General features: G+C 39.2%; 11 protein-coding genes. 2 read left to right on the forward strand and 9 right to left on the reverse strand.

Annotation, left to right across the window (positions count from 1 at the left end):
* Positions 1 to 290: 290 nt before the first annotated feature.
* From OK025_RS11900 to OK025_RS11920, 5 genes are all read right to left on the reverse strand, one after another.
* Positions 291 to 2,615, reverse strand: a complete 2,325-nt coding sequence (locus OK025_RS11900; protein ID WP_317669608.1) for a BamA/TamA family outer membrane protein — start codon at positions 2,613 to 2,615, stop codon at positions 291 to 293.
* The gene (locus tag OK025_RS11905) at positions 2,587 to 7,872 is read right to left on the reverse strand and encodes a translocation/assembly module TamB domain-containing protein (RefSeq protein WP_317669609.1); all 5,286 of its coding nucleotides are present in this window, start codon (positions 7,870 to 7,872) and stop codon (positions 2,587 to 2,589) included. The genes OK025_RS11900 and OK025_RS11905 overlap by 29 nt, the downstream gene beginning before the upstream one ends.
* 379 nt (positions 7,873 to 8,251) lie before the next feature.
* On the reverse strand, positions 8,252 to 8,626 hold the full coding sequence (locus OK025_RS11910; protein ID WP_075994106.1) for a DoxX family protein: 375 nt from the start codon (positions 8,624 to 8,626) through the stop codon (positions 8,252 to 8,254).
* Positions 8,627 to 8,646: 20 nt separating this feature from the next.
* A complete protein-coding gene (locus OK025_RS11915; RefSeq protein WP_312338336.1) occupies positions 8,647 to 8,988 on the reverse strand; it encodes a DUF4342 domain-containing protein in 342 nt (113 codons plus the stop codon).
* A gap of 431 nt (positions 8,989 to 9,419) precedes the next feature.
* The gene (locus tag OK025_RS11920; RefSeq protein WP_317669610.1) at positions 9,420 to 12,056 is read right to left on the reverse strand and encodes a valine--tRNA ligase; all 2,637 of its coding nucleotides are present in this window, start codon (positions 12,054 to 12,056) and stop codon (positions 9,420 to 9,422) included.
* Positions 12,057 to 12,601: 545 nt separating this feature from the next.
* Between OK025_RS11920 and OK025_RS11925 the strand changes: the two genes are divergently transcribed.
* Both OK025_RS11925 and OK025_RS11930 read left to right on the forward strand, forming a co-directional pair.
* Complete coding sequence (locus OK025_RS11925; protein WP_317669611.1) at positions 12,602 to 14,224, forward strand: LTA synthase family protein; 1,623 nt, start codon at positions 12,602 to 12,604, stop codon at positions 14,222 to 14,224.
* Between the two features lie 4 nt (positions 14,225 to 14,228).
* Positions 14,229 to 16,154, forward strand: coding sequence for an LTA synthase family protein (locus tag OK025_RS11930; RefSeq protein ID WP_317669612.1), 1,926 nt, complete (start codon positions 14,229 to 14,231; stop codon positions 16,152 to 16,154).
* A gap of 12 nt (positions 16,155 to 16,166) precedes the next feature.
* Here the strand turns inward: OK025_RS11930 and OK025_RS11935 are convergent, their stop codons facing one another.
* The 4 genes from OK025_RS11935 to OK025_RS11950 all read right to left on the reverse strand — a co-directional run bounded on the left by OK025_RS11935 (position 16,167) and on the right by OK025_RS11950 (position 23,096).
* On the reverse strand, positions 16,167 to 17,237 hold the full coding sequence (locus OK025_RS11935) for a hypothetical protein (protein WP_317669613.1): 1,071 nt from the start codon (positions 17,235 to 17,237) through the stop codon (positions 16,167 to 16,169).
* A 356-nt stretch (positions 17,238 to 17,593) separates the two neighbouring features.
* Positions 17,594 to 18,835: a 2-oxoglutarate dehydrogenase complex dihydrolipoyllysine-residue succinyltransferase gene (odhB, locus tag OK025_RS11940; RefSeq protein ID WP_317669614.1), complete on the reverse strand. Its 1,242-nt coding sequence runs from the start codon at positions 18,833 to 18,835 to the stop codon at positions 17,594 to 17,596.
* 63 nt (positions 18,836 to 18,898) lie between these two features.
* Positions 18,899 to 21,640, reverse strand: a complete 2,742-nt coding sequence (locus OK025_RS11945; protein ID WP_317669615.1) for a 2-oxoglutarate dehydrogenase E1 component — start codon at positions 21,638 to 21,640, stop codon at positions 18,899 to 18,901.
* A 181-nt stretch (positions 21,641 to 21,821) separates the two neighbouring features.
* The gene (locus OK025_RS11950) at positions 21,822 to 23,096 is read right to left on the reverse strand and encodes a deoxyribodipyrimidine photo-lyase (protein WP_317669616.1); all 1,275 of its coding nucleotides are present in this window, start codon (positions 23,094 to 23,096) and stop codon (positions 21,822 to 21,824) included.
* Between the last annotated feature and the right edge of the window lie 91 nt (positions 23,097 to 23,187).

Below are 23,187 nucleotides of genomic sequence, written 5' to 3' on the forward strand. Positions count from 1 at the left end.
ATAGCTGCCTTCGGCGGTCCTTATGCCACATTGGATATCCGGTCCATCTTCACGAATGCTTGTATTTTTTTATATGGATATTTCATGCGCATTTATGTGGATTATTAAATAATTCTTGAATTTAATCAATTATTATCAGTAAATCAATGTATTTAGCGGGAATAACTTGTTTTTTGACATAAGAAATAGAACCCTCCAAAATCGATGACTTTTATAAAATAGTAAAAAAATAACAGGCCTGAAATTTGTTCAAGCCTGTTATTTCTATCGTGTAAATCAAATTTGAAATCCTAGAACGGATAGCCGATGGCTAGGTTGAACATCAAATTATCCTTTCTCCATTTTGAACTTCCAAAGTCGATATCCTTAAATACCCAACGTTCTCCTTTTGGAAGATAGGGAATGCGGAAAGGTATTGACATATCTGTACGAATGATCAAAAACGTAAAGTCGAAGCGTAATCCAGCTCCACCGCCGACGGCTAATTCATTTAAAAAGTTCTTGCTGAACTTACCGCCCGGCTTGTTGACGTCATCCCGTTGCAACCACACATTCCCGGCATCTATGAATGCTGCCCAATGAACAAAGCCTGCTAATTTAGCTCTGTATTCTGTGTTAAGTTCCAATTTGATATCACCGGTCTGATCGGCATAGAAGAGGCCGTTGCTTAATTTTTCAGGGGCAACTGTTCCCGGTCCAATTGCACGAGCACCAAATGCCCGGATACTGTTAGGCCCACCTACATAATATTGTTTTAAATAAGGAAGTGACCGCGAGTTACCATAGGAATAGCTTAATCCTAAACTGACCCGTGAGGCAAGCTGCGAATTCTCCGACAATTTGAGATAGTGTCTGCCATCGCCACTGATCTTGATGTATTGGGAGAAATAAGCATCGAACAATTTGAACGTTTTCCCTTTATTGAAATCTGCTCCTTTTATCAAACCGAGTATGTTCCCCGAGAGGTCCAGGTTGCCTTTGAAATAAAATGTATTTTTCAAATGCTGCTTCATCGTGTTTTGAAACGTGAAGTTATAATTTGGGCCGATCGTAAATTGTGGATCTATTGCATGCCTTAACGCCGGAATAGTATCCATTTGTTTTTGGTAGTTTTCAGAAATACCTTTAGGCTGAACATAGGTAATCTCCATTAAAGCAAGATCGTGCTGCTTCTCCTCAGACTCCTGCCAGATGTAACCGTAATCCAATGCGATGGAATTTAAGGTATATGCTTTGCGGCGATTTAAAAATTCATAGCGGCCTTTGACGTAAGTCTTCGGAATAAAACGGCGCGTAGGAGAAATCCTTCCAAAAGGGGACAATATCCGCGGAAAGGTCAGTGTAGCCTCCATCCCGTAACGGTAATAACTCGAGTTGAGGTCGGCCGATCCACCGGTCTGGGTTTCATAACCACCGAATACATTAAAACTTAACTGCTCTGCGCCTTTAAATGCATTGCGTAAAGTCCAGTTGACATTAACTTCTGTACCATTGTATACCGAAGCCATTTTTCCCAATAGTTCCACGCGGAGTGATTTTTTTGGCAACGGGGTTAAGTAGTAGTAGACGTCAAGTGCGTTGGGAACTTCTTTGCTGTCAACAAAGTTGTTTTTGACAAATTTCCAGCTATTGAGATTCACCAGATGGCTGATGGTTTGGTTGTGGGCATTACGGTTGTAGACATCGCCGGGATGAAAGAAGATATGATTCGCGATAACAGGCTTTCTATAAAGATGCTGGCGGTCTATAAAATAGTAGCTGCTATCATATAGTTCCGCGTTACGGGTGGATCGCTGATAGCCAGAGCTTGTTTCCGTGTAGTTCGGGTAAATGTAGATTTTATTAATCTTTGAAGGTACCCTCGCCTGTGCCGGTGTTTCCTTCTTTACAGTAACATACATGTCGACCTTGTTGTTCCGGTGTGAACTGTCTACCTGAACCAGGATGTAATCAGGGCTGAAATAATAATATCCTTTATTTTTGAGGTCATTGTCGATGCGGTCACGCTCATTTAGGATAACATCAAGGCTATAATTTTTGCCCACCTGTAAGAGACTTTTATCGGAGCTCGAACGAATATCTTTACCCAGCTGCGTTGTGCTGTCAATATCAAATTGAACAGATCTTATTCGGTAGATAAAATTTGGCTTGGCTGTATAATTAACCGTTGCTTTTTTGTTTTCAACCAAAGTGTCGGATTTTACTTCAGCATTAAAGAAACCAAAATTCTCCAGACGATTGCGCAGTAGATTCTCATTATACTCGCGATTGACATCGCTCAACAATACCGGTTTCTCACCAATTTTCTTGAAAAATTTTTTAATGATATTATTCCCTACAGAATCGCCGGCCATATTGTTGAAGTACAACTTAAATGGTACGCCAGCTAAACGTTTATTGGGCTTTGGCATCAATGCCGCTTCTAAATGGGTCGCAATCTTCTCCTTATTTTCTTTGGAAATCGTGTCCGAATCGACTATCACATTGCCTTTGACATATAAGCTTTCCCCTTCTTTCAGATTCTTGGTTGACGAACAGGATGCTATAAATGCAGCGCATGAAACTATTCCAACAATATATTTTAGTTTAGTTTGCATGATAACTCCTTTCCTCATCTTCATTTTTTATAGCTGTCGTTCTGATGGTATCTATGTTTGATTTTGGACTATCGCTTTTCGGCGTACGTTTCGTTGAGTCCAACTGTTGTTTACGTTTTTCTTTTTCTCTTTCCTCCATACGTTTTCTGTACTCAGGGCTATGGGTCATTAAACTATCTCTGATGACTGTGCGTACGCTATCACGATAGACTGAATCGGTTTCCATACGTTCCACATCAAAACGTTTTCTGAAACCTTTGCTATTTGTGTCATAGTACTCTTTGAGTTTTTTCGAACTCATCCAGATTTCCTTAAACCGGTTGTAATCCATATTGATGATAAATCCGATACCCGTTTCTACATATTGGCCTTGGAGCGTGACCTGATATTGATTTTTACGATATACCCGTGCAAAATAGCGACCATCTTGCGAAAGTTGATAATCCAATTGGATATCTCCAGCAATATTGTTGGCGGTTTCTCCGGGGCGTGTATTTCCTTCAACTTCAAAATTAGAACCGACGGTAATTTTTAGACGATCATTTAAAAGCATTTTAGATACACCGATATTCAGATCTGTTCGGGTTTGGCCCGCTCCAGTAGCATAATCTTCCTCCGAAGTTAAGTTGAAATCCAGTTCTACTCCGGTGATAAGCTCGGAGGCTAGGCGGTTCAATTGACCGCTCAGGAATGAACTTATGCTATTTCTGACTATGGCTTCTGTGCCACCACCACCGGATAAACTTTCAAATGGATTGGTCGACATAAAGCGTCCTAAAACGATGAGTGAAAAGACCTGTTTGTTCAGCTCAGATGGATTTTCACGCAAGGTGGTCAATGCGTTATTTACTTTGCTGATCACATCTTGGGAAACAACCGAGTTGTTTTCGTCCAAGTCGATATCAAAATTCAGTTGCGGTTGGAACAATTTGTCTGTAATCTTCAACAAGACATTAAAAGGAATACGTTGCTTGTATAAATTAGCGTTTTCTGATCCCAGTTGCGTCGCTACAAGTTCCAGCGTTGGAGCTTTGGTTGTGTATGCCGCTGTGATATTAAGCTGCGCATCCAGGGGATCTCCGTTCCAGGTGATCGTACTTCCTTTTCGGAATGTAAAATCTTTTTTTACGGGACCAAAACTGAATGAGTAACTTCCTTTGTCTACGGTAAATGTACCTGACAAGGTAATTTTGCTGCTCGCATCAATGCCTGCATTCAGTTCCGCTTCTCCTTGGATATTCAGTGCATCCTGTGAACCGGCATCCAAGAGGATCTTAAATTTGGCATCTTTATCCGTTTGAAGATTCAGATCTACGTCGATTCCCGTCAGACGGGTTACGGTCATCGAATCTAATTTTGCAAATACGTTGGCTCTTGTGGTATCACTCTTATCAACAAATTCGACAACGCCTTTACGATCGGCCATCCCCGGATCCTCGTTTGGCATGACAAAGGTGAAATCGGTATCATCTAATACCTTGATTGTACCATCAACGATAGGCTTATCAAGATTCCCCCGGATGCGAAGGTTCGAGGTAAGATACATTTTACCATAGAACATATCGTTGTCGCTTTGTGTTGAATTGAGCACCTCAAAATTGTCCGTATTGATATTGAGATTAAAATCAAAATCAGTATACGTTTTGGTTTCTATGGATCCCGTTACCTTGGCAATATTCCCTTTTTTGTCTTCCAATGCAAATTTAGGGAAAGTAATACCCCTTTCATCCAGATGAATGGTTTCATCTTTAGCTTTGAAAAGTGCATTCAACATCGCAATATTGAATTGTGCATCTTTAAACTTCACATCGCCGTTAATGAGTGGTTTGGATGGCGATCCCGTTATTTTTAACTGGCCTTCAAGATTTCCCTTCGAGTCTTTTAGATAACCCAAACTGAATGCCTGAACCGTCTGCATGGAGAGTGGCGCAATATCTAAGGTGAAATCCAGGCTTGCCTCTCCCTGTGGAGGATTGATAAAATCACCACTTAATACCACATTGTTGCCATTTTCACTGATACTGATATTCGCATTATACGTGTTTTCTTTTTCATTGTTCACTTTTATGTTGACATTCCCGACAGTATCTTTTCCAATATAGAATTTGTCGATCACAAGATCGGATACAAAGACAGGGCTACTTTCCAAACGTGATATGGTTGCCTGACCATTAATCCCGCCGCCGAGATCGACAGTTTCACTTTCAAGCATTTTGCTTAATGTTTCAATGCGGAAATTTTTAAAGGCAATGTTGAGTGGCGAATTGAGCACACTATCCTGCGATGATATACTCAGCTCTTGTCCTTTATTACTTAAAATAAAGTCATTGGCCTGAATACCCGTACTGCCAAATTTGAGCACGTTGTTTGGATTTATCGTCCACTTGTCGTAGTTCAGCATCAGGCCATCCTGAAGTAGGCTAAAAACAAATGCTCCATTATCAACGCGCATATTGGCGCCCAAATGATACTGCTCTTTCTCTTTCTTGTCTTTAATCCAAAGGCCAAAATCCAAATTGTTTTGAATGACTTTACCACTGAAGACTGTATTCACCAGCTCGATATTGCTCACCTTGATTTTATTGATCAAGGCCGAATAGTAGAGCGTGCTATCGAGCGTATTTATATCTAAGGTAACGTTGTTGATCTCGGTACCATTATAAATAATCTTAGGGGCATCCAATTTGGCAAGAATAGTTTTTGACTGACTATTGAACATACCATCCAACGTAATATCAGACATTTCCGTTAGTTCTGGAAGAAAATCCTTTATAAATTTAGTTCTGGTCAATTGGGCTGAAAACTCAATATTCTGAGGCTCATATTTGGGAACTTTAACAGCTTTGCCTGGTTGGTAATATACCTGTAAAATGTCTTGAACTGCATTCTGCAATTCTAAAATTTTGTATTTTCCGACTAAGTGGGCATTTAGAAAGTCCGATTTTAAAAGCAGCAAGTTGCGGCTCGTATCCGCTTTTGCAATCAGTGAAATGCTGTCTAGCGAGTAATAAGCATCATTGTAAACAATAGATGAATTGGTAATATGCGCTTCTCCATTTAAGAAATTAGGATCAGCTGAACTAAAGTTTCCGACAAGTTTACCATGATATTTGAACTCGTCGTCCATTAATTTTAAATTTTTAAAATTAATGGTATCCACCATAAGTTCGAAATCGACCTGTGGATATTTGGACTTCATGTTGGCCGTTGCATTTAACTTCAATTGAATATTAGGGTCGGGACTAACAATAGAAGCTTTAATATCTCCATTGTCTGCGGTAAGGTTCATGTCTATATTCTGATAACGATAACCCATCGCATCCATCCGATTTACTTTACCATCGAAGTTGGCTACAAGCTTCTTGGGATCGGTACCATGGCCTTTAATTTTTCCTTCGAAGGAAAGTATTCCCAATGTGCTGTCCATTTTCATAATCTTACCAATGTCAAAATCACGAATACTGACAAATGCATCATAGGTTGTATCGCGGCCAATCATGCCTACTTTACCATTGAACTTGGCGGTTCCTTTTTCTGTTACTAAGGAAAGATTGGTATTAAAGGCATTCATTCCCCCTCTAAAAGTTCCGGTAAGGCCGATCGTATTGGGCAGCTCTATTCCGCTAGGCAGCATTTTTTTTGAAACCAGCTTTTCGATATCCGAACGACCTGTAGTTAGCTTTTTTAAATTAAGATCCATTGACATTTTATCGACATTGGGTAGCCCTTTTAAATGCAGACTTGCAATGACACGTGTATTGGACAGCGTTTGGAAATCAATTGCCGGAATATTTAAATCATTTACCTTGCCCACAACGCGGCCATCAATATTAAACTTTTTGTCCATTAATGGTTTCATCACCTGCATGGTATCCAAAAAAGGAGCAAAATAGTAGATGTCGCGCATATCTACGTGGCTCTTTTTGATCGTTGCATTGACATAGATCAGCTCTGGCTTTTTGGCAATAATATCCAAAGATGGATAGGTTACTTTTAAGTAATCACGCAGTAGGGTACGTGGTGTTTCTGCGTACAGGTTTTTGATCTCCGCACCTGTATTTGTATACTTAAAATCCCCCTTCAATTGCTTGATCATAAACCCGGAATGATCAGAGGCGACAAGCTCTTTTAATGATCCGCTGATCGAATCGGCGCTATAGTAAAGATCATTTAAACTGGTTTTCATTCCAGGGATCTTAATATTGAAGTAATCAAAGCCTTTCATACGGGCCTGATTGTCGTCTCTATACGCTAAGCTTGTATTGTTGATTTGGATATCTTTGGCTGAGACAACCCAGTTTATTTTGGTAGTATCCGCGGTGTTTTTCGCTCCTGTGTTTACTTTTTTCTGGATCTTTCCAAAGAGCACATTATTGTCCGAACCGTCAAGATTGATCGTTTGAATATCGACAAGTTCTTTATTAAGGTCGATCTTGTTAATGTCTGCATGAAGATTTTTGATATAAAATTTTGTATTCAGCAGACTGGATTGATCCTCATAGCGCACTAAGATATTGGTCAGGTCAGCAATCTGTATACCGACATCGGGAAGCAAGGTGGTTACTTGTGCCGTTTTATCTGTAATGCCAAAATCTTTGACCGTGGGTGCCGTGCCATCAACAACTGGTCGCCATTGTTTCACTGTAGCACTTAGACCATCTATCTTCACTTTGGGCAGATTGAAGGCCATGTTTTTTGTGAGGTCGAACTTCTTGATGTTGGTATTTAGGCTGTTCAGATAAACATCAGCACTCGTTCCAATAACATCATCGGCATAGACAATATGAAATTTATCAAATTTGACTTTATCGAGATTAAATAGAAGGGCTGAACTGCTGTCTGCAGTTGGTTTGCTTTCCTTTTGAGAAGCGAAAGCTTTAACAATATAATCAAAGTTGAATGAACTGTCCGGCAATGTACGGCGGATTTTTGCGGTGATTCCTTCTGCTTCAATGCTCTGAATTTCAACGGTATTTTTCAGAAGTTTTAGCATATTGATATCGACAGCTATGCTTTTTCCTGCCACTAACGTATCCTTGCTTTGGTCAGCTAAATAGATGTCCTCTAAAACCAGCTTTTTAGGGAAATCAATATTAATGTAGCCAATTTTGACGGGGGTACCAATCTTACCTTCGACATAGTGTGTTACTTTTCCAGCAATATAATTCTGAACGGCGGGTATTCTGATTAAAAATACGATTAAAATAGCCAGCGCAATTATTACTCCAATAATCCACAATATTGTTTTGAAAGCAATTCGGGTAAATCTGTTCAACGTATAATTTGATTTAAGTATCTATTAATAAAAATTAAAACGGAAAAAAGTTTGCTAAGTTTTCAGATATATAACGTATATCGCCATGATTTCAGCAAACTAAGATAAATTTGCGTGTAAATGCAAGTTTAATTTATGTGCTATACTTGCTAGCAAATATTAGACAGTTTTTCATTTCCCTTGTATAAAATTATTTTATCGTGGGAATATTCTAAAAACACATCAAATAATTGACCAAACCATTCTAGTCGTACAAAGTTTTTTGTTTTTTAATTTTATGTTAATAAAAACATTAAATACCTATCAATTTGTCAAAGTAATAGGTATTTAATAGATGCATTATCCTGCTCGATATTCGTTTGGAGAAGAATGTAAGCAATTATTCCATCAGTTTTTTATACTTGCCCCAGTTTTCGAATACCACCCATAGCCAAATAATGAAAAGTACAGCCCAAATAATTAGTCCCATTTGGCTATAAAAAATCATGTTGTGGGTAAAAATACCAATGAGTATGGGGAAGATGACCAGTGCACCCAGTGTTCTCGTTTTTGGGAAAATAAACAATAAACCGCCCAAGAGTTCGATGATTCCAACCAGTGGCATTAGCCATTTGATCGTGGCAAAAGCCTCAAATACCTTTTTCATGTCCATATCCATTGGTGGCGTAGGCATATAATGAAAAAGTTTATCCAGCCCCGCATTGATGAATAGCAAGGCGAATAGGATACATAGTATATTTTTAAAGATCTTCATAACGGTCAATTTTAAATTGATTATTTTACGGTTATCGTTGTAGGTGGATCAGTGCTGTTATCTTCTTTGTCTTCTTCGTCTTTGTTTGTATTTCGTTCTACGGTAATTGTACATTCTGTAAGCAATGCGGCTACAGCGCCAATTGCTGCAAAGACAGGTGCTAAGATCAAGCCTATTGCACCAATAGTGACAGGAAAGCTCATGATTTCTTTGCCATGTTTGTCCGAGATGCTGATTTTGCTCACATTGCCCTCAGCAATGATTTCTTTGATCTTTTGTAAAAGGTTTTCACCGTTAATCTGAAATGTCTCTTTGAATCCCATAATGATATAATTTAAGTTCGCTCTTATAAAGTTATTCATTTTTTTACAAGAATTTACACAAAGTTATCAGCATTGTTGATCTCCGGTTAATTATAAACTGTATGGTTATTTTGGAATAGAGGAAAGCGCTTTTGCCTTTTGTTTCAAAAGTTTTTATCGTATATCCTTGTGCTATATATTACCCGTGAATGATGGACCAAAATTTACTTGAGCCATCTGTTTGGCTCTTTCGTGAAAGCACGTGCTCCTCGTAGAGAACAACTGTCAATCAAATTCGCTCTTGATACGCTTTTTTATCGGATATACTTTGGATATTTAACGGTGCTTATTCGCTTGTAACCGAAGAAGCACCGAACAAGCTCCGAAGAAGTACCGAACAAGCACCGAACGATCTCCGAATTTGGTCGCTCGTTAAACATAAAAAAGTCCCGTGCATTGCACGGGACTTTTTGAGATGTATAGTGTAGCTGTTAACCTAACGCTGTTAAGCTTTCTTGAAGAATTTTAATCTTCGCTTCGGCATCAGCCTTTTTACTTTTTTCGTTTTCAACAATTTCAGGTTTAGCATTTTGCACAAACCGTTCATTGGAAAGCTTTTTGTCTACAGATACAAGAAAACCTTTTAGGTATTCCAATTCTTTCTCGATACGTTCACGTTCAGCATCCGCATCAATATTATTTTCCAACGTAACATAACATTCGTCTTTGCCGGCAAGGAAACTTGCTGCACCAGTTATTTTCTCGGAAACAAAAGTGACACCCTCCAAGTTTGCAATCTTTGTGATGATATCAATATATTGCTCCAGGTTGACGTCCGATTGTTGATTGATCGCTAACGGTAAAGCAACTTTAGGGGAGATACCTTTAGAATTGCGAATATTGCGAACTTCCGAAATAATCTGTTGAGCGATAGCGAAATCTTTTATCAGTTGCTCATCAAAATCATTCGCTGTAGGATAAGCGGCTACGATAATGCAATCTTTCTCGTCTTTCACACCGAACAGTTCGTCATGCCACAATTCTTCTGTTAGGAAAGGCATGAAAGGATGTACTAAAGTGAGTATACGTTGGAAAAAAGATTTTACTGTTGCTAAGGTTTCGCTAGAAATAGGGGAGCCATAAGCCGGTTTCACTAATTCAAGGTACCAGGCACAGAAGTCATCCCATACCAATTTGTAGGTTGTCATCAGTGCATCTGATAAACGATAGTGTTTGAAGTTCTCTTCGATATCGACCAGAGCTTGATTTAACCTTGCTTCAAACCAAGATGCCGAAATCTTATCTGAATCCGAAGCTGGAGTAGTTGTAATTTCCCAGCCTTTAACCAAGCGGAATGCGTTCCAGATCTTATTAGCAAAATTACGGCCCTGTACACAAAGTTCTACATCAAAAGGAAGGTCATTACCTGCTGGAGCAGTCAATAACATGCCCATCCGCGTAGCATCTGCACCATATTCATTCATCAAATCAATCGGATCAGGAGAGTTGCCCAGTGATTTAGACATTTTACGGCCCAGTTTGTCGCGTACAATACCCGTGAAATAAACATTTTCAAAAGGCAATTGTCCGCGGAATTCATATCCTGAAACGATCATACGTGCTACCCAAAAGAAAATGATGTCTGGGGCAGTGACTAAATCTTGCGTAGGGTAATAGTAGTTGATTTCTGCATTTTCTGGTTCATTGATACCATTGAAAACCGAAATTGGCCATAGCCAAGCTGAAAACCAAGTATCTAGCACATCCTCATCTTGACGTAGATCGGTCAATTGAAGCGTTGTATTACCTGATTTTTCCTGCGCTAAAACAAGAGCCTCTTCAACCGTTTGTGCAACCACAAAGTCTTCGTTTCCATCGCCATAGAAATAAGCCGGTATCTGGTGTCCCCACCACAATTGTCTTGAGATATTCCAGTCGGTAACATTCTCCATCCAATTGCGGTAAATATTTTTGAATTTCGTTGGATGAAATTTAATGGTATCATCCATAACATTATCCAATGCCGGTTTTGCAAGATCCTCCATCTTAAGGAACCACTGATTAGAGATTTTTGGCTCAATAACAGCACCTGTTCGCTCGGAAGTTCCAACATTATTGGTATAGTTTTCAACTTGCTCCAATAATCCTTTTTCCTCCAGCTCTTTCTCGATTTCCTTACGGACTTTAAAACGATCCATGCCGGCGTAATGCAGGCCATTGTCGTTTAGTTTTGCTTCGTCGGTAAAGATGTCGACAAATTCCAGGTTGTGCTTTTTACCTAGTGCGTAGTCATTCACATCGTGCGCTGGAGTAACTTTAAGGCATCCTGTACCAAACTCCAAATCGACATATTCATCTTCAATGATGTTCACTTTTCTGCCAACGATCGGCACGATTACTTGCTTTCCTTTTAACCAGGTGTAGCGCTCATCATTGGGATTGATACACACGGCTGTATCACCAAATATGGTTTCAGGACGGGTCGTCGCCACAACAATATATTGATCGGTGCCCTCAACCTGATATTTCAAGTGATATAATTTGCCGTTTTTCTCTTTATAAATAACCTCTTCGTCAGAGATATTTGTTTTTGCTTCGGGATCCCAGTTGACCATACGGTAACCACGATAGATCAATCCTTTATGATATAAATCGACAAATACGCGGATAACAGATTGATATAGCTCCGGATCCATGGTAAAACGTGTACGATCCCAGTCACAGGAAGCGCCAAGTTTTTCAAGCTGTTTTAAAATAATACCACCGTATTTTTCTTTCCATTCCCAAGCGTGTTTTAAGAAATCTTCACGTGATAAAGATCGTTTGTCAATTCCTTGTTCTTTCAACATAGCGACGACCTTAGCTTCAGTGGCAATGGAGGCGTGATCGGTCCCCGGTACCCAACAAGCGTTTTTTCCCTGCATACGTGCGCGGCGAATCAAAACGTCCTGAATGGTATTATTCAGCATATGCCCCATGTGCAATACTCCCGTGACATTCGGAGGAGGCATCACAATCGTGTAAGGTTCACGTTCGTCCGGGGTGGAACGGAAAAATCCATTCGCTTTCCAATAGCTGTACCATTTTTCTTCAGCTTCTTTTGGATTGTAAGTTTTCGCTATGCTCATTTTAAATTTTATATTCAAACTTTTAAGGAACACAAAAGTAAGGAATTCTATGTTATTTTCCTTAGTTATCGACTTATCTTGTTCTCAAACAACGAGAAGCCCTGTATAAAGCTTAGTCTTTCGATTCAATGAAGGTCCTGCTTCAGCTGAAGAGGGAGATATTCAAGCTGTGTAGTACATTATCCGCTATTTATAGTTTTTTAATCTTTTCTTCATATTACTAAGTAATTAGCCTGTATTTCATGTAAATTAATGTAAATTTGCCTGTTTTATTTTTACACGAAGGAATGCAACGATTTGCTAATGAGCTTAGGGCTTTAACACAATATTTTCTATTCTGGTTAATTATCTGTTTTATAGATAGATTAATTTTTATTACTGCTTTTTTTGAGAAAATAGTTTTTTCCAATTTTTCGGAAATTTTTAAGATTTATTATCACGGTCTGAATCTGGATTTTTCAGCTGTCTCTTATATTTGCGCACTACCATTTCTGGTGTATTGCCTGTTAGGGTTTTTCCCAAAACTGAAACCTAAAAGACTGCTCTTGGATATTTATACCATTATCGTCCTGGTATTGTTCTTTGTGACAAGTTTTATCAATGTCAATATCTATCGGGAATGGGGCGACAAGATTTCTAAACGTGCCATCGATGCATTTTTCGCCTCACCTTCAGGGGCCGTAGCTTCGGCAGAGTCCACACCGGTATTCCTCCCAATCGTCGGTATGTTGATCGGTATATTCTGTGGATATTTTCTATACCGCTGGATGTTTAAAAAAGTCTCTTTTTTCAATATCAAATCTCCTGTAGGTAACTTTTTCAAACTCGCAATCGGAGTTTTTGTGCTCTTTACGTTTATTCGCGGTGGTTATGGGAGAGCAACATTAAACCCTAGTAAGGCCTATTATTCCGAGGAAACATTTTATAATCATGCAGCAGTTAATACCCAATGGTCTTTTTTACGGGATTTCTTTGCCGAAAGTACCAAACTGAAAAACCCTTATAATTATTATGCGGATCAGAAAGAGATTCGGGACAAGTTGCGCCCCGCCTTTCAAAGCCAACCTGACTCTGCCGTAGAGGTATTGTCAACGACTCGTCCGAACGTCGTTATTATTATGTTGGAAAGTTTTGTCGGTGATCTTATTCAGTCTCTTGGCGGGGAAAAGGGAATTACGCCACACATGGAAGAGTTGATTAAAGACGGTATTTTGTTTGACCATATTTATTCTGCTGCTGATCGGTCCGACAAAGGCATGGTAGCGGTGTTGAGCGGCTTTCCGGCGCAAGGACCCGAGAGTATTATCAAGTATATCGACAAACATGAAAATATGCCTGCCATTGGGCAAGAGTTCGATCATGCCGGCTATGAAACATCATTTTATCATGGCGGTCAGAGTGAGTTTTACAATTTTAAATCGTATATGCTGACGCATGGGATGTCTAGGGTGGTGGATAACGCCAATTTTGAATTGGATGCCGAGCGTGCTTCTTGGGGTGTATATGACCATGTGGTCTTTAATCAAATGATCAAAGACTTCAGAAAAGAGAAACAGCCTTTCTTTTCGACGATCTTTACCTTAATTAATCACGAACCATTTGAGTTAAAACACGGCTATAAATTTGGCAACGCTACCAATGCGGATAAATTCCGAAGTACAGCAAATTATACGGATTCAGCTGTTTTTGATTTTATCAATAAAGCTAAAAAGGAAGCTTGGTATAAGAACACTCTTTTTGTTATCGTGGCCGACCATGGACATCGACTTCCATCTGAAAAATGGGAGCTATTTCACCCCAATCGCTTTCATATTCCGCTGATCTTTTTCGGTGATGTTATAAAACCTGAATATCGTGGGAAAATATTTAATAGAATCGGCAATCAAACGGATTTGGCGGCAACTTTATTGACACAATTGAAGCTCCCAACAGATCGTTATCATTGGAGCCGGGATCTTTTTAATCCGACGACGCCTCAAATTGCATTTTACAATTCGAAGGATGCCTTTGGTGTGATTACCCCACAACAGGCGGTTTCTTTCGATAATGTAGGCAGAATTATCAATTACAGATCCAACAAGGAATATCCTGCTGGCAAAACAGACAGCTTATTGAATATTGGCAAAGCGTATTATCAAGACGTATACCGTGAATTTTTAAAATATTAGGGCTATGAAATTAAAAGGAGTATTTGCACCTTATTTTGCTGTCGCAATTCGTTTTATCTTTCTTCTAGTCATCTATGCGTTATTGCGATTGGGGTTTTATGGCGTCAATGCTTCCTTATTTCCTCATGTCGATGCAGGTAAGCTCCTGGTGATGTTTGCGGGTGGCGTACGATTCGACATCGTGGCACTCCTGTATCTAAATATCCTGTATATTGTTATGCAGACTATACCAGGTCCATTTAAATCGAATAAAATCTATCAAAAAGTTGCAAAATGGATCTTTGTCGTGACCAATTCAATTGGTATAGCGTTAAATCTGATTGATTTTGCCTACTATCCATTTACCCTCAAAAGAACGACAGGAACAGTAATCGACCAATTTTCCAATGAATCCAACCTGATGAAGCTGGCTTTTGATTTCTGTTTGGATTATTGGTATCTCATTATCGTGTTGGTACTGGTTGTTTATGGTTTGATTAAATCGTATAAACTTGTTCAAATTGAAAGGATTACGAAATATAGCTGGAAGTCATTTTTGATCCAATTGCCTTTGTTTTTATTGACTGCTTTTCTTTTTATTGGTGGTGTGCGTGGCGGTTGGGCACACAGTACCCGTCCAATTACATTAAGTAACGCGGGTGATTATGTAGAGACGCCAGAAGAAATGAATATCGTACTGAATACGCCATTTAGTATATTGAAAACATTGAAGGCTGTTAATCTTAAACCTGTCCATTATTATTCCGAACAAGAGCTTGAACAGTTATACAATCCTATTCATGTACCGCAATCAGACCAACCTTTTGCAAAGAAAAATGTCGTCGTTCTGATTTTGGAGAGTTTTGCAAAGGAGCATTTTGGTGAATTGAATAAAGATATTCAAGGTGGTAAATACAAAGGTTATACGCCTTTTATGGATTCATTGATCCGCAATGCTTACACCTTTACCGATACCTATGCCAATGGTCGTAAATCAATTGATGCCCTACCATCAGTCATTACGGGCATTCCTTCCATAGGAGAGCCTTTTGTACTTTCGATATATTCTGGAAATGAAACCACAAGCTTAGCGAAGCTTTTAGGGAAAAAGGGATATGAGACTGCTTTTTTTCACGGAGCACCCAATGGCAGTATGGGCTTCTCCGCTTATATGAAACTGGCGGGTATTCAGCATTATTTTGGTAAAAATGAATATAACAATGATGCTGACTTTGATGGTATATGGGGAATCTGGGATGAACCGTTTTTGCAATTTGTAGCGAATAAGATCAACACTTTCCATCAGCCATTTTTCGCTAGTTTCTTCTCTTTATCTTCGCATCACCCATTTAAGGTACCTGAAAAGTATCAGGGGAAATTTCCTAAAGGACCTTTGCCCGTACAGGAACCCATTGGATATACCGATAATGCGCTGCGTGAATTTTTTGCAACAGCTTCCAAAATGCCCTGGTACAAAAATACCATATTCGTTATCTGTGCAGACCATGCTACTGTAAGCTACCTGCCGGAATATCAAACGGCAGCAGGGGGCTTCCAAATTCCAATAATATTTTATGCACCTGGGGATAATCTAGTTGGCAAAGCGGATAAACTGGTACAGCAAATAGATATTATGCCTACGATTTTAAATTATCTGCACTACGATGAACCTTATTTTGCCTTTGGTTCGGATGCCTTTAAACCCGGTAAGGATAATTTTGTGCTCAATAACAATGCGGGGACTTATAACCTTTATTATAAAGATTATATGATGTCTTATGATGGACTGAAAGTGACATCATTCTATGATCTTAAAAAAGATCGTTTGATGAAACAGGATCTGTTGAAACAACATCCCGCAGTATTGGATACCATGGAAAGCAAGATGAAAGCTTTTATTCAACAATATAACAACCGTATGATCGAAAACAAGCTGACCTATAAAAAATAGGCAGCTGGTTTTCTATTTGTTTAGCCTAGACCGAATGCTTCTATCGATCATAAATAACATTAAATCATAGACGAGGTAGATCAAAGGTAAGGTGAAGATGACCAACAGGATAAAGCCACGCGACTTATCGTCGAAAGAGCCATTGACAAGATAGTTGGCCAGACTGGACCAAAACCAGATGAAGAAGTAGAAAGAGCTTGGAATGATCAAATTGCCCAGGAGCAGTGCATAGTCGTATTTACCCAGTTTATATTTTAGATAGATATATCGGATATGGAGGCAAAGCAGGCATATTGACCCGATCAAAGCAAGTAATTCGGGACTTAACCAAAGTATTACTTTTGCCAATAAGTTGGTTTTTAAGCCGACTTCAATATGAAAACTTTCTTTGTTTTCTACCTGATCAATTCTCCATTGAACAATGGAATCTGTCTGTAATTTGGCGGTTCCCAGATCCTGTGTAAGTACATCCATCTTCCCATCGAGGTGCAGATACAGTTCAATCGGCCCAAAGGACGACCAATATCTGGAAGGAAATAAGAGGTAGTCAATTTTGTATCTCGTCCGAATATCCCGTCGGTCATAACCCATGTAAGCGCTGTATTGAATCTGAATGCTGTTATCTCCTTTGTGTAGTTTAGCGGTAAAATAAAAGGCATCATCCAGCGAAATACGCTTCCATTCATCGTTGTCATAACTGATTTCATAATAACCATCTTTTAGCCGTAAAAAGGGGAAGTTGGCATCGGGTTGATCCATTTTTTTTGCGTCAATTTCGTCTCCATTGACAAGGATGCGATCCAATCCATTCATATTTAGGGCGAGAAATACAAGTGGCAATTTGATATCTTCTTCGGCCTTGATGTTATAGACAATGCTGAAATGACTGTGATAATCAGTATCGTAGTCTATGGTATCTGTTGTCAGGTGAATGTCAATACGCTCATTGGTAACTTTCACTTTCTCTGCCGGAACAAGCTGTCCAGTGATACTATGAGGTGCCATTGGATTTGCCATGTTGGCAAACAATGTCCTTACAGCGAGCAATAGATAGACAGTTGTTAGTAGATTTTTATACTTCATTTGTATGATATTGCCTGTTTTTTATCAAGTTTCATATTCATTTTCCGGCCTTTACATAACATAATTAGGGCGGTTGAAGTTAGGATATGCTTGATCTTTAACAAGATGAAAGTATAAATTAAAAGGCAGAAATTAAAAAGGCGTTTTATATTCGTGTATCTCCGACTCATATTTGTCAGGGATGTGGCTTTATCCCGATACAAATAAAAGCCTTCATGATTTCGCAAACACCACTAGCAATGAAAGCGAACCAAAAGTCTTTCTGTCCAATAATAGGAGACTCTTTCAGAAAAGAAAAAGACCTATGCTTTGCGGCATAGGTCTTTTTCTTTTTATATTCCACTTTTTATTGCGGCTTATACACCCAACAATAAACGAGCTGGATCTTCTAATAATTGTTTTACACGAACCAAGAAGCTTACTGACTCACGACCATCGATGATACGGTGATCATAAGAAAGCGCAATGTACATCATTGGACGAATCACCACTTGTCCATTTTCAGCAATAGGACGTTGGATGATGTTGTGCATACCCAAGATTGCGGATTGTGGCGCATTGATGATCGGTGTAGACATCATTGATCCGAATACACCACCGTTGGTAATTGTAAATGTACCACCAGTCATCTCGTCAATCGTTAATTTGTTGTCACGGGCTTTACCTGCCAATGTAGCAATTGCTTTTTCAATTTGCTCCAATGACATGGCATCAGCATTACGGATAACCGGAACAACCAAACCTTTGGGTGCAGAAACTGCGATTGAAACGTCTGCAAAATCAGAATATACAATCTCATTATCTTCGATACGTGCATTTACCGCAGGCCATTCAGCTAATGCCGTTGTTACAGCTTTTGTAAAGAATGACATGAAGCCAAGGCCGATTCCAAATTTCTCTTTAAAGGTATCTTTATATTTAGCACGAAGATCCATGATCGGCTGCATATTGACTTCATTGAATGTTGTCAACATAGCCGTTTCGTTTTTAACGGCAACTAAGCGTTTTGCGATTGTTTTACGTAATGAAGATAATTTCTCACGACGTTCGTTTCTAGAGCCCGCTACCGGAGCAACTGTTGCAGCTGGAGCGGCAGCAGGTTTAGCTGCTGGAGCAGCGGCTTTAGCAACAGGTTGAGCTTTTTCTGCATCTTCTTTTGTGATGCGACCTTCTTTACCTGTTCCTTTTATTGTAGAAGGATCAATTCCTTTTTCTCTTAAGATTTTTGCAGCAGCAGGAGAAGCAGTACCAGCAGCGTAGCTATCTGGATCTTCATCTTTTGCAGCGGCAGCCGCTACTGGAGCTGCATTTGACGCTTCTGCAGCAGGGGCAGCAGCTGGAGCTGAACCACCGGCAGGAGCAGCACCTTCTTCAATTGTACAAACAACAGCACCGATTTCTAAAGTATCACCTTCTTGTGCAATGATTCTTAAGATACCCGCTTTTTCAGCTGGTAATTCAAACGTTGCTTTGTCTGATTCCAGTTCGGCGATGTTTTCATCCATCTCCACATAATCGCCATCTTGTTTCAACCATTGTGATAAGGTTACCTCCGTGATTGATTCACCTACGGTTGGTACTTTAATTTCTAAGCTCATATATAATGTTCTTTATTGACAATTGCGTCCTATAGCTAAGACGCAATTGATTTTAAATTGTTTTTATTCGAATGATTTATTTAAGATCTCTGCTTGTTGTGCAACGTGTTGTTTCATATAACCTGTTGCTGTACTTCCACTTTCTTTACGGGCAACAAAACCTGTAAATGCAATCTCAGTACCCATGAGTTTACGGCAGTAGTAAGACCATGCGCCCATGTTCTCATTTTCTTCCTGAACCCAAACAAATTCTTTTGCCTTGTTGTATTTTTTACGGATTGCTTTCAATTGCTCTGTAGGAATTGGGAATAATTGTTCCAATCTCACGATAGCGACATCTTTGCGTTTGTCCGTTTCTTGTTTTTCTAATAAGTCGTAGTAAACTTTACCCGAACAGAATAACACGCGTTTAACGTCTTTCGCCGCAACATTTGCATCATCAATTACCTCTTGGAAAGCAGCTTCTGTAAAATCTTTCAACGGTGATACCACTTTAGGGTGGCGCAACAATGATTTTGGCGTAAATACAACCAATGGTTTACGGAACTCACGTACCAGTTGACGACGCAACAAGTGGAAATAGTTAGCCGGAGTAGTACAGTTTGCTAAGATCATATTCTCATCTGCACATAACTCTAAGAATCTTTCGATACGTGCTGAAGAGTGCTCAGGACCTTGACCTTCCATACCATGAGGAAGCATCATAACTAAACCGTTAGAACGTTTCCATTTTGTCTCTGCACTCGATAAATATTGATCGACGATGATTTGAGCACCGTTATAGAAATCTCCGAATTGAGCTTCCCAGATTGTCAACGAATTTGGATTAGAAGATGCATAACCATATTCAAATCCCAAAACAGCATATTCTGAAAGTAACGAATTGTAGATAGAGAATTTATCGCCACCTTTAATATTGGCTAAAGGAACATATTTCTCTTCCGAATCTTCAAGCGTCAATACCGCATGACGGTGTGAGAATGTACCACGTTGTACATCCTGACCCGAGATACGAACACGGTTACCTTGATCCAATAATGTCGCGTAAGCCATCAATTCACCCATTGCCCAATCGTATGAATCAGCAGTGATCATTTTGGCACGATCTTCAAATAAACGTGTAATCTTACGGAAGAATTTTTTGTCCGAAGGTAAGGTTGTGATTTCTTTCGCTAATTTTAAGAATAGATCCTTTGCAACTTTCGTTTTATCCGAAGTTGTTAATACTTCACCTTTTTTAGCAGGACGTAATCCTTCCCATGCACCTTTAAACATCGGGATCTCTTCAGTCAATACTTCAACTGTTTTAGCTTCCTCAAATTTAGTTTGCAATTCAGCTTTAAATTCTTTCTCGATATTTTTAGAATACGCCTCGTCAATACTTCCTTCAGTAATTAATTTTTTAGCGTAAACTTCTTTCGGGTTCGGATGTTTTTCGATGATTTTATACAACAATGGTTGCGTGAATTTTGGTTCATCAGCCTCATTGTGTCCAAATCTTCTATAACATAACAGATCGATAAATACGTCTGTTTTATATTTTTGACGGTATTCAACAGCTAAATTAATCGCATAAACTACCGCTTCAGCATCATCACCGTTCACATGGAACACTGGTGAAGAAGTGATTTTTGCTACGTCTGTACAGTATGTTCCTGAACGGGCGTCTTTATAGTTTGTTGTAAATCCGATCTGGTTGTTGATGACAATATGTACCGTACCGCCAGTTTTGTAACCATCGAGTTTGGACATTTGGGTTACTTCGTAGACTACACCCTGTCCAGCAATGGCTGCATCACCATGAATGATGATCGGTGCAATTTTAGAAGAGTCACCTTCGTATTTGAAATCAATCTTAGAACGGACCATACCTTCAACGATTGGATCTACTGTTTCCAGATGCGAAGGGTTCGGTGCCAAACTTAAGTGGACAGATTTACCATCGTTTGTTTTAACCTCAGAAGAGAATCCTAAATGGTATTTTACGTCACCACCAAAGTTTACTTCAGGATCATCAGCGTAAGTCTTACCTTCAAATTCAGAGAATACTGATTTGTAAGATTTACCCATGATATTCGTCAATACATTCAGACGGCCACGGTGAGCCATACCGATAACAAATTCCTGGATACCGATTTCTGCACCTTTTTCAATGACAGAATCTAATGCTGGGATTAAACTTTCCGCACCTTCCAATGAGAAACGTTTTTGACCTAGAAACTTAGTGCCCAAAAAGTTCTCGAATACAACGGCGTGGTTTAATTTGTTTAAAATTCTCTTTTTTGTGTCCAAAGAGAATTTTGGCATGTTACGGTCCGCTTCCATACGGTCCTGTAACCATTTAATTTTCTCTGGGTTACGGATATATTTGAATTCTGCACCAATAGAACGGCAGTAAGTATCCTCCACCAATTGACGGATGTCTTTTAATGTTGCTGGACCTAAACCGACTTCAACACCTGCATTAAAAACGGTATTCATGTCTGCTTCGGCAAGACCAAACGTTTCCAATTCCTTACCAGGATAGTATTTACGTCGCTCACGAACAGGGTTCGTGTGTGTGAATAGGTGGCCACGGTCGCGGTAACCATTGATCATGTTCAGCACATTGATTTCTTTCAATACGTGCTCAGGAGTAGCTTCGCCTACTGAACTTGTTGTTCCACCAGCATTTTGACCGAAATCAAAACCTTCAAAGAATTTTTGCCATCCGAAATCTACCGATTGGGGATCTTGCTTGTACGATTGATATAAGCCATCGACATAAGCCGAATCAGCATTACTCAAATATGTCAGATTGTCCATTTACAATTAAAACTATGAAATTTGTCAAAGTTATGAATAAAAAAAGAGTTTCTAATACTGAAATTGAATAATTTAATCAATAAATCTATCCAATTCTTAACATTTTTAGCATGATTTAAAAGGGCCTTCCAGCGCACTACAAATTTATTTTCTATTGGAATTATTTATTTCTGCCGAAGATTTATTTAACCAATATTTCATCCAGTTTAGGAAGTCCATTTGGGAAGTGGGTTTTGATCAATTTTTGCCAGTCTAGTGCCTTATTGTCTTTTTCACTTGTTCCAACCCCAGCAATATGAGACCATTGGCCATAAACAGTTGCGGGAGAATAGTCCAATAGGTGCTCTTCGTACCAGGAAGCTCCAAGAAGCCAGTTTACCTGATACTCATGTACCAAATAGCTGGCTGCGATCAATCCAGCCTGGTAAGGAATATACCCCGTTTTTTTTAACTGTATCATGGTACTATTGATAAAATCGTGATCTGTCTGACCTGATTTCCACTTCTCAAAACGCTCGGCATTTACATTTAATGCTGGTATATCAATTATACCCGTGCTTTTGGTACCCTGTGTTTTAAAAAATATATTAGGATATTTTTTAAGCATAAATCGGAAATAATCCCGCCAAAGTAGAATATCTATTATTTTCTCAAATCGTTTGTCTTTTTTTCCTTCTCCTAATTTTTTGATATTGTTGTAGAGAAGTATTGGAGACAAAGCTCCAGCGGCAATAAATGGCCCTAATATAATCGGATCCTGCTCCGTTTCTGGAAAAGTGGATAAAAGCGAATGCATAATACTAAGCGCTGTGTCTTCGCCACCGAGAATATAGATGTCATCTACAGATTTGATTTCCTCCTCTGAATAGCCTAAATCTTTTAATGATGGGATTTTGGTGTCCTCGAGATGAGGAGGGGTGAGGAAATTGGTCGGGAATGGGATCGGTTGCCGAACTAGACTTTCCCGCTCAACTTTTTTCTTGAACATAGAAAAACCATTGGGTATATCTTTAATAGGGAAAGGAAGGTCTTCCTTGTGGTAAAGGGTGTGGCCTATGAAATGACGCAGATTGATCTTGCTGCTCCAAAGCTCACTTTCTACTTTTTCGGAAATAGAAGTCTCCCGAAGAGCTACTTCGCGGTGGTGATAAACTTCGTTGACCTGGTATTTTTGTGCTATTCTAGGAATAATATCTTCAGGTTTGCCGATGTACGTTAGTAAGTCGCTACCATGACTCTTTAATTTTTCTTTTAAAGCAGTTACGGCTTCAATGACAAAGGCTGCTCGTAAAACTCCTGTATTTAAGGTGCCAAACTGATTGCGGTCAAAATATCGAGGGTCAAAGCAGTACACCGGGATAATAAATGAACTTTTTTCAGAAGCTTGATAGAATACTTCATTGTCATGAAGTCTTAAATCATTTCGAAACCAGATCATTGTAGCCCTTTTGTCCATAGAGGTGAAGATAAATACTTTTTAGTGCAGCCTATTTTCAGAAGATTTACAAATATATAAGGATATTGTGTTCTTGAAAGTATTTATGCGT

This window comes from Sphingobacterium sp. UGAL515B_05, from assembly GCF_033097525.1.
Lineage (GTDB): Bacteria > Bacteroidota > Bacteroidia > Sphingobacteriales > Sphingobacteriaceae > Sphingobacterium.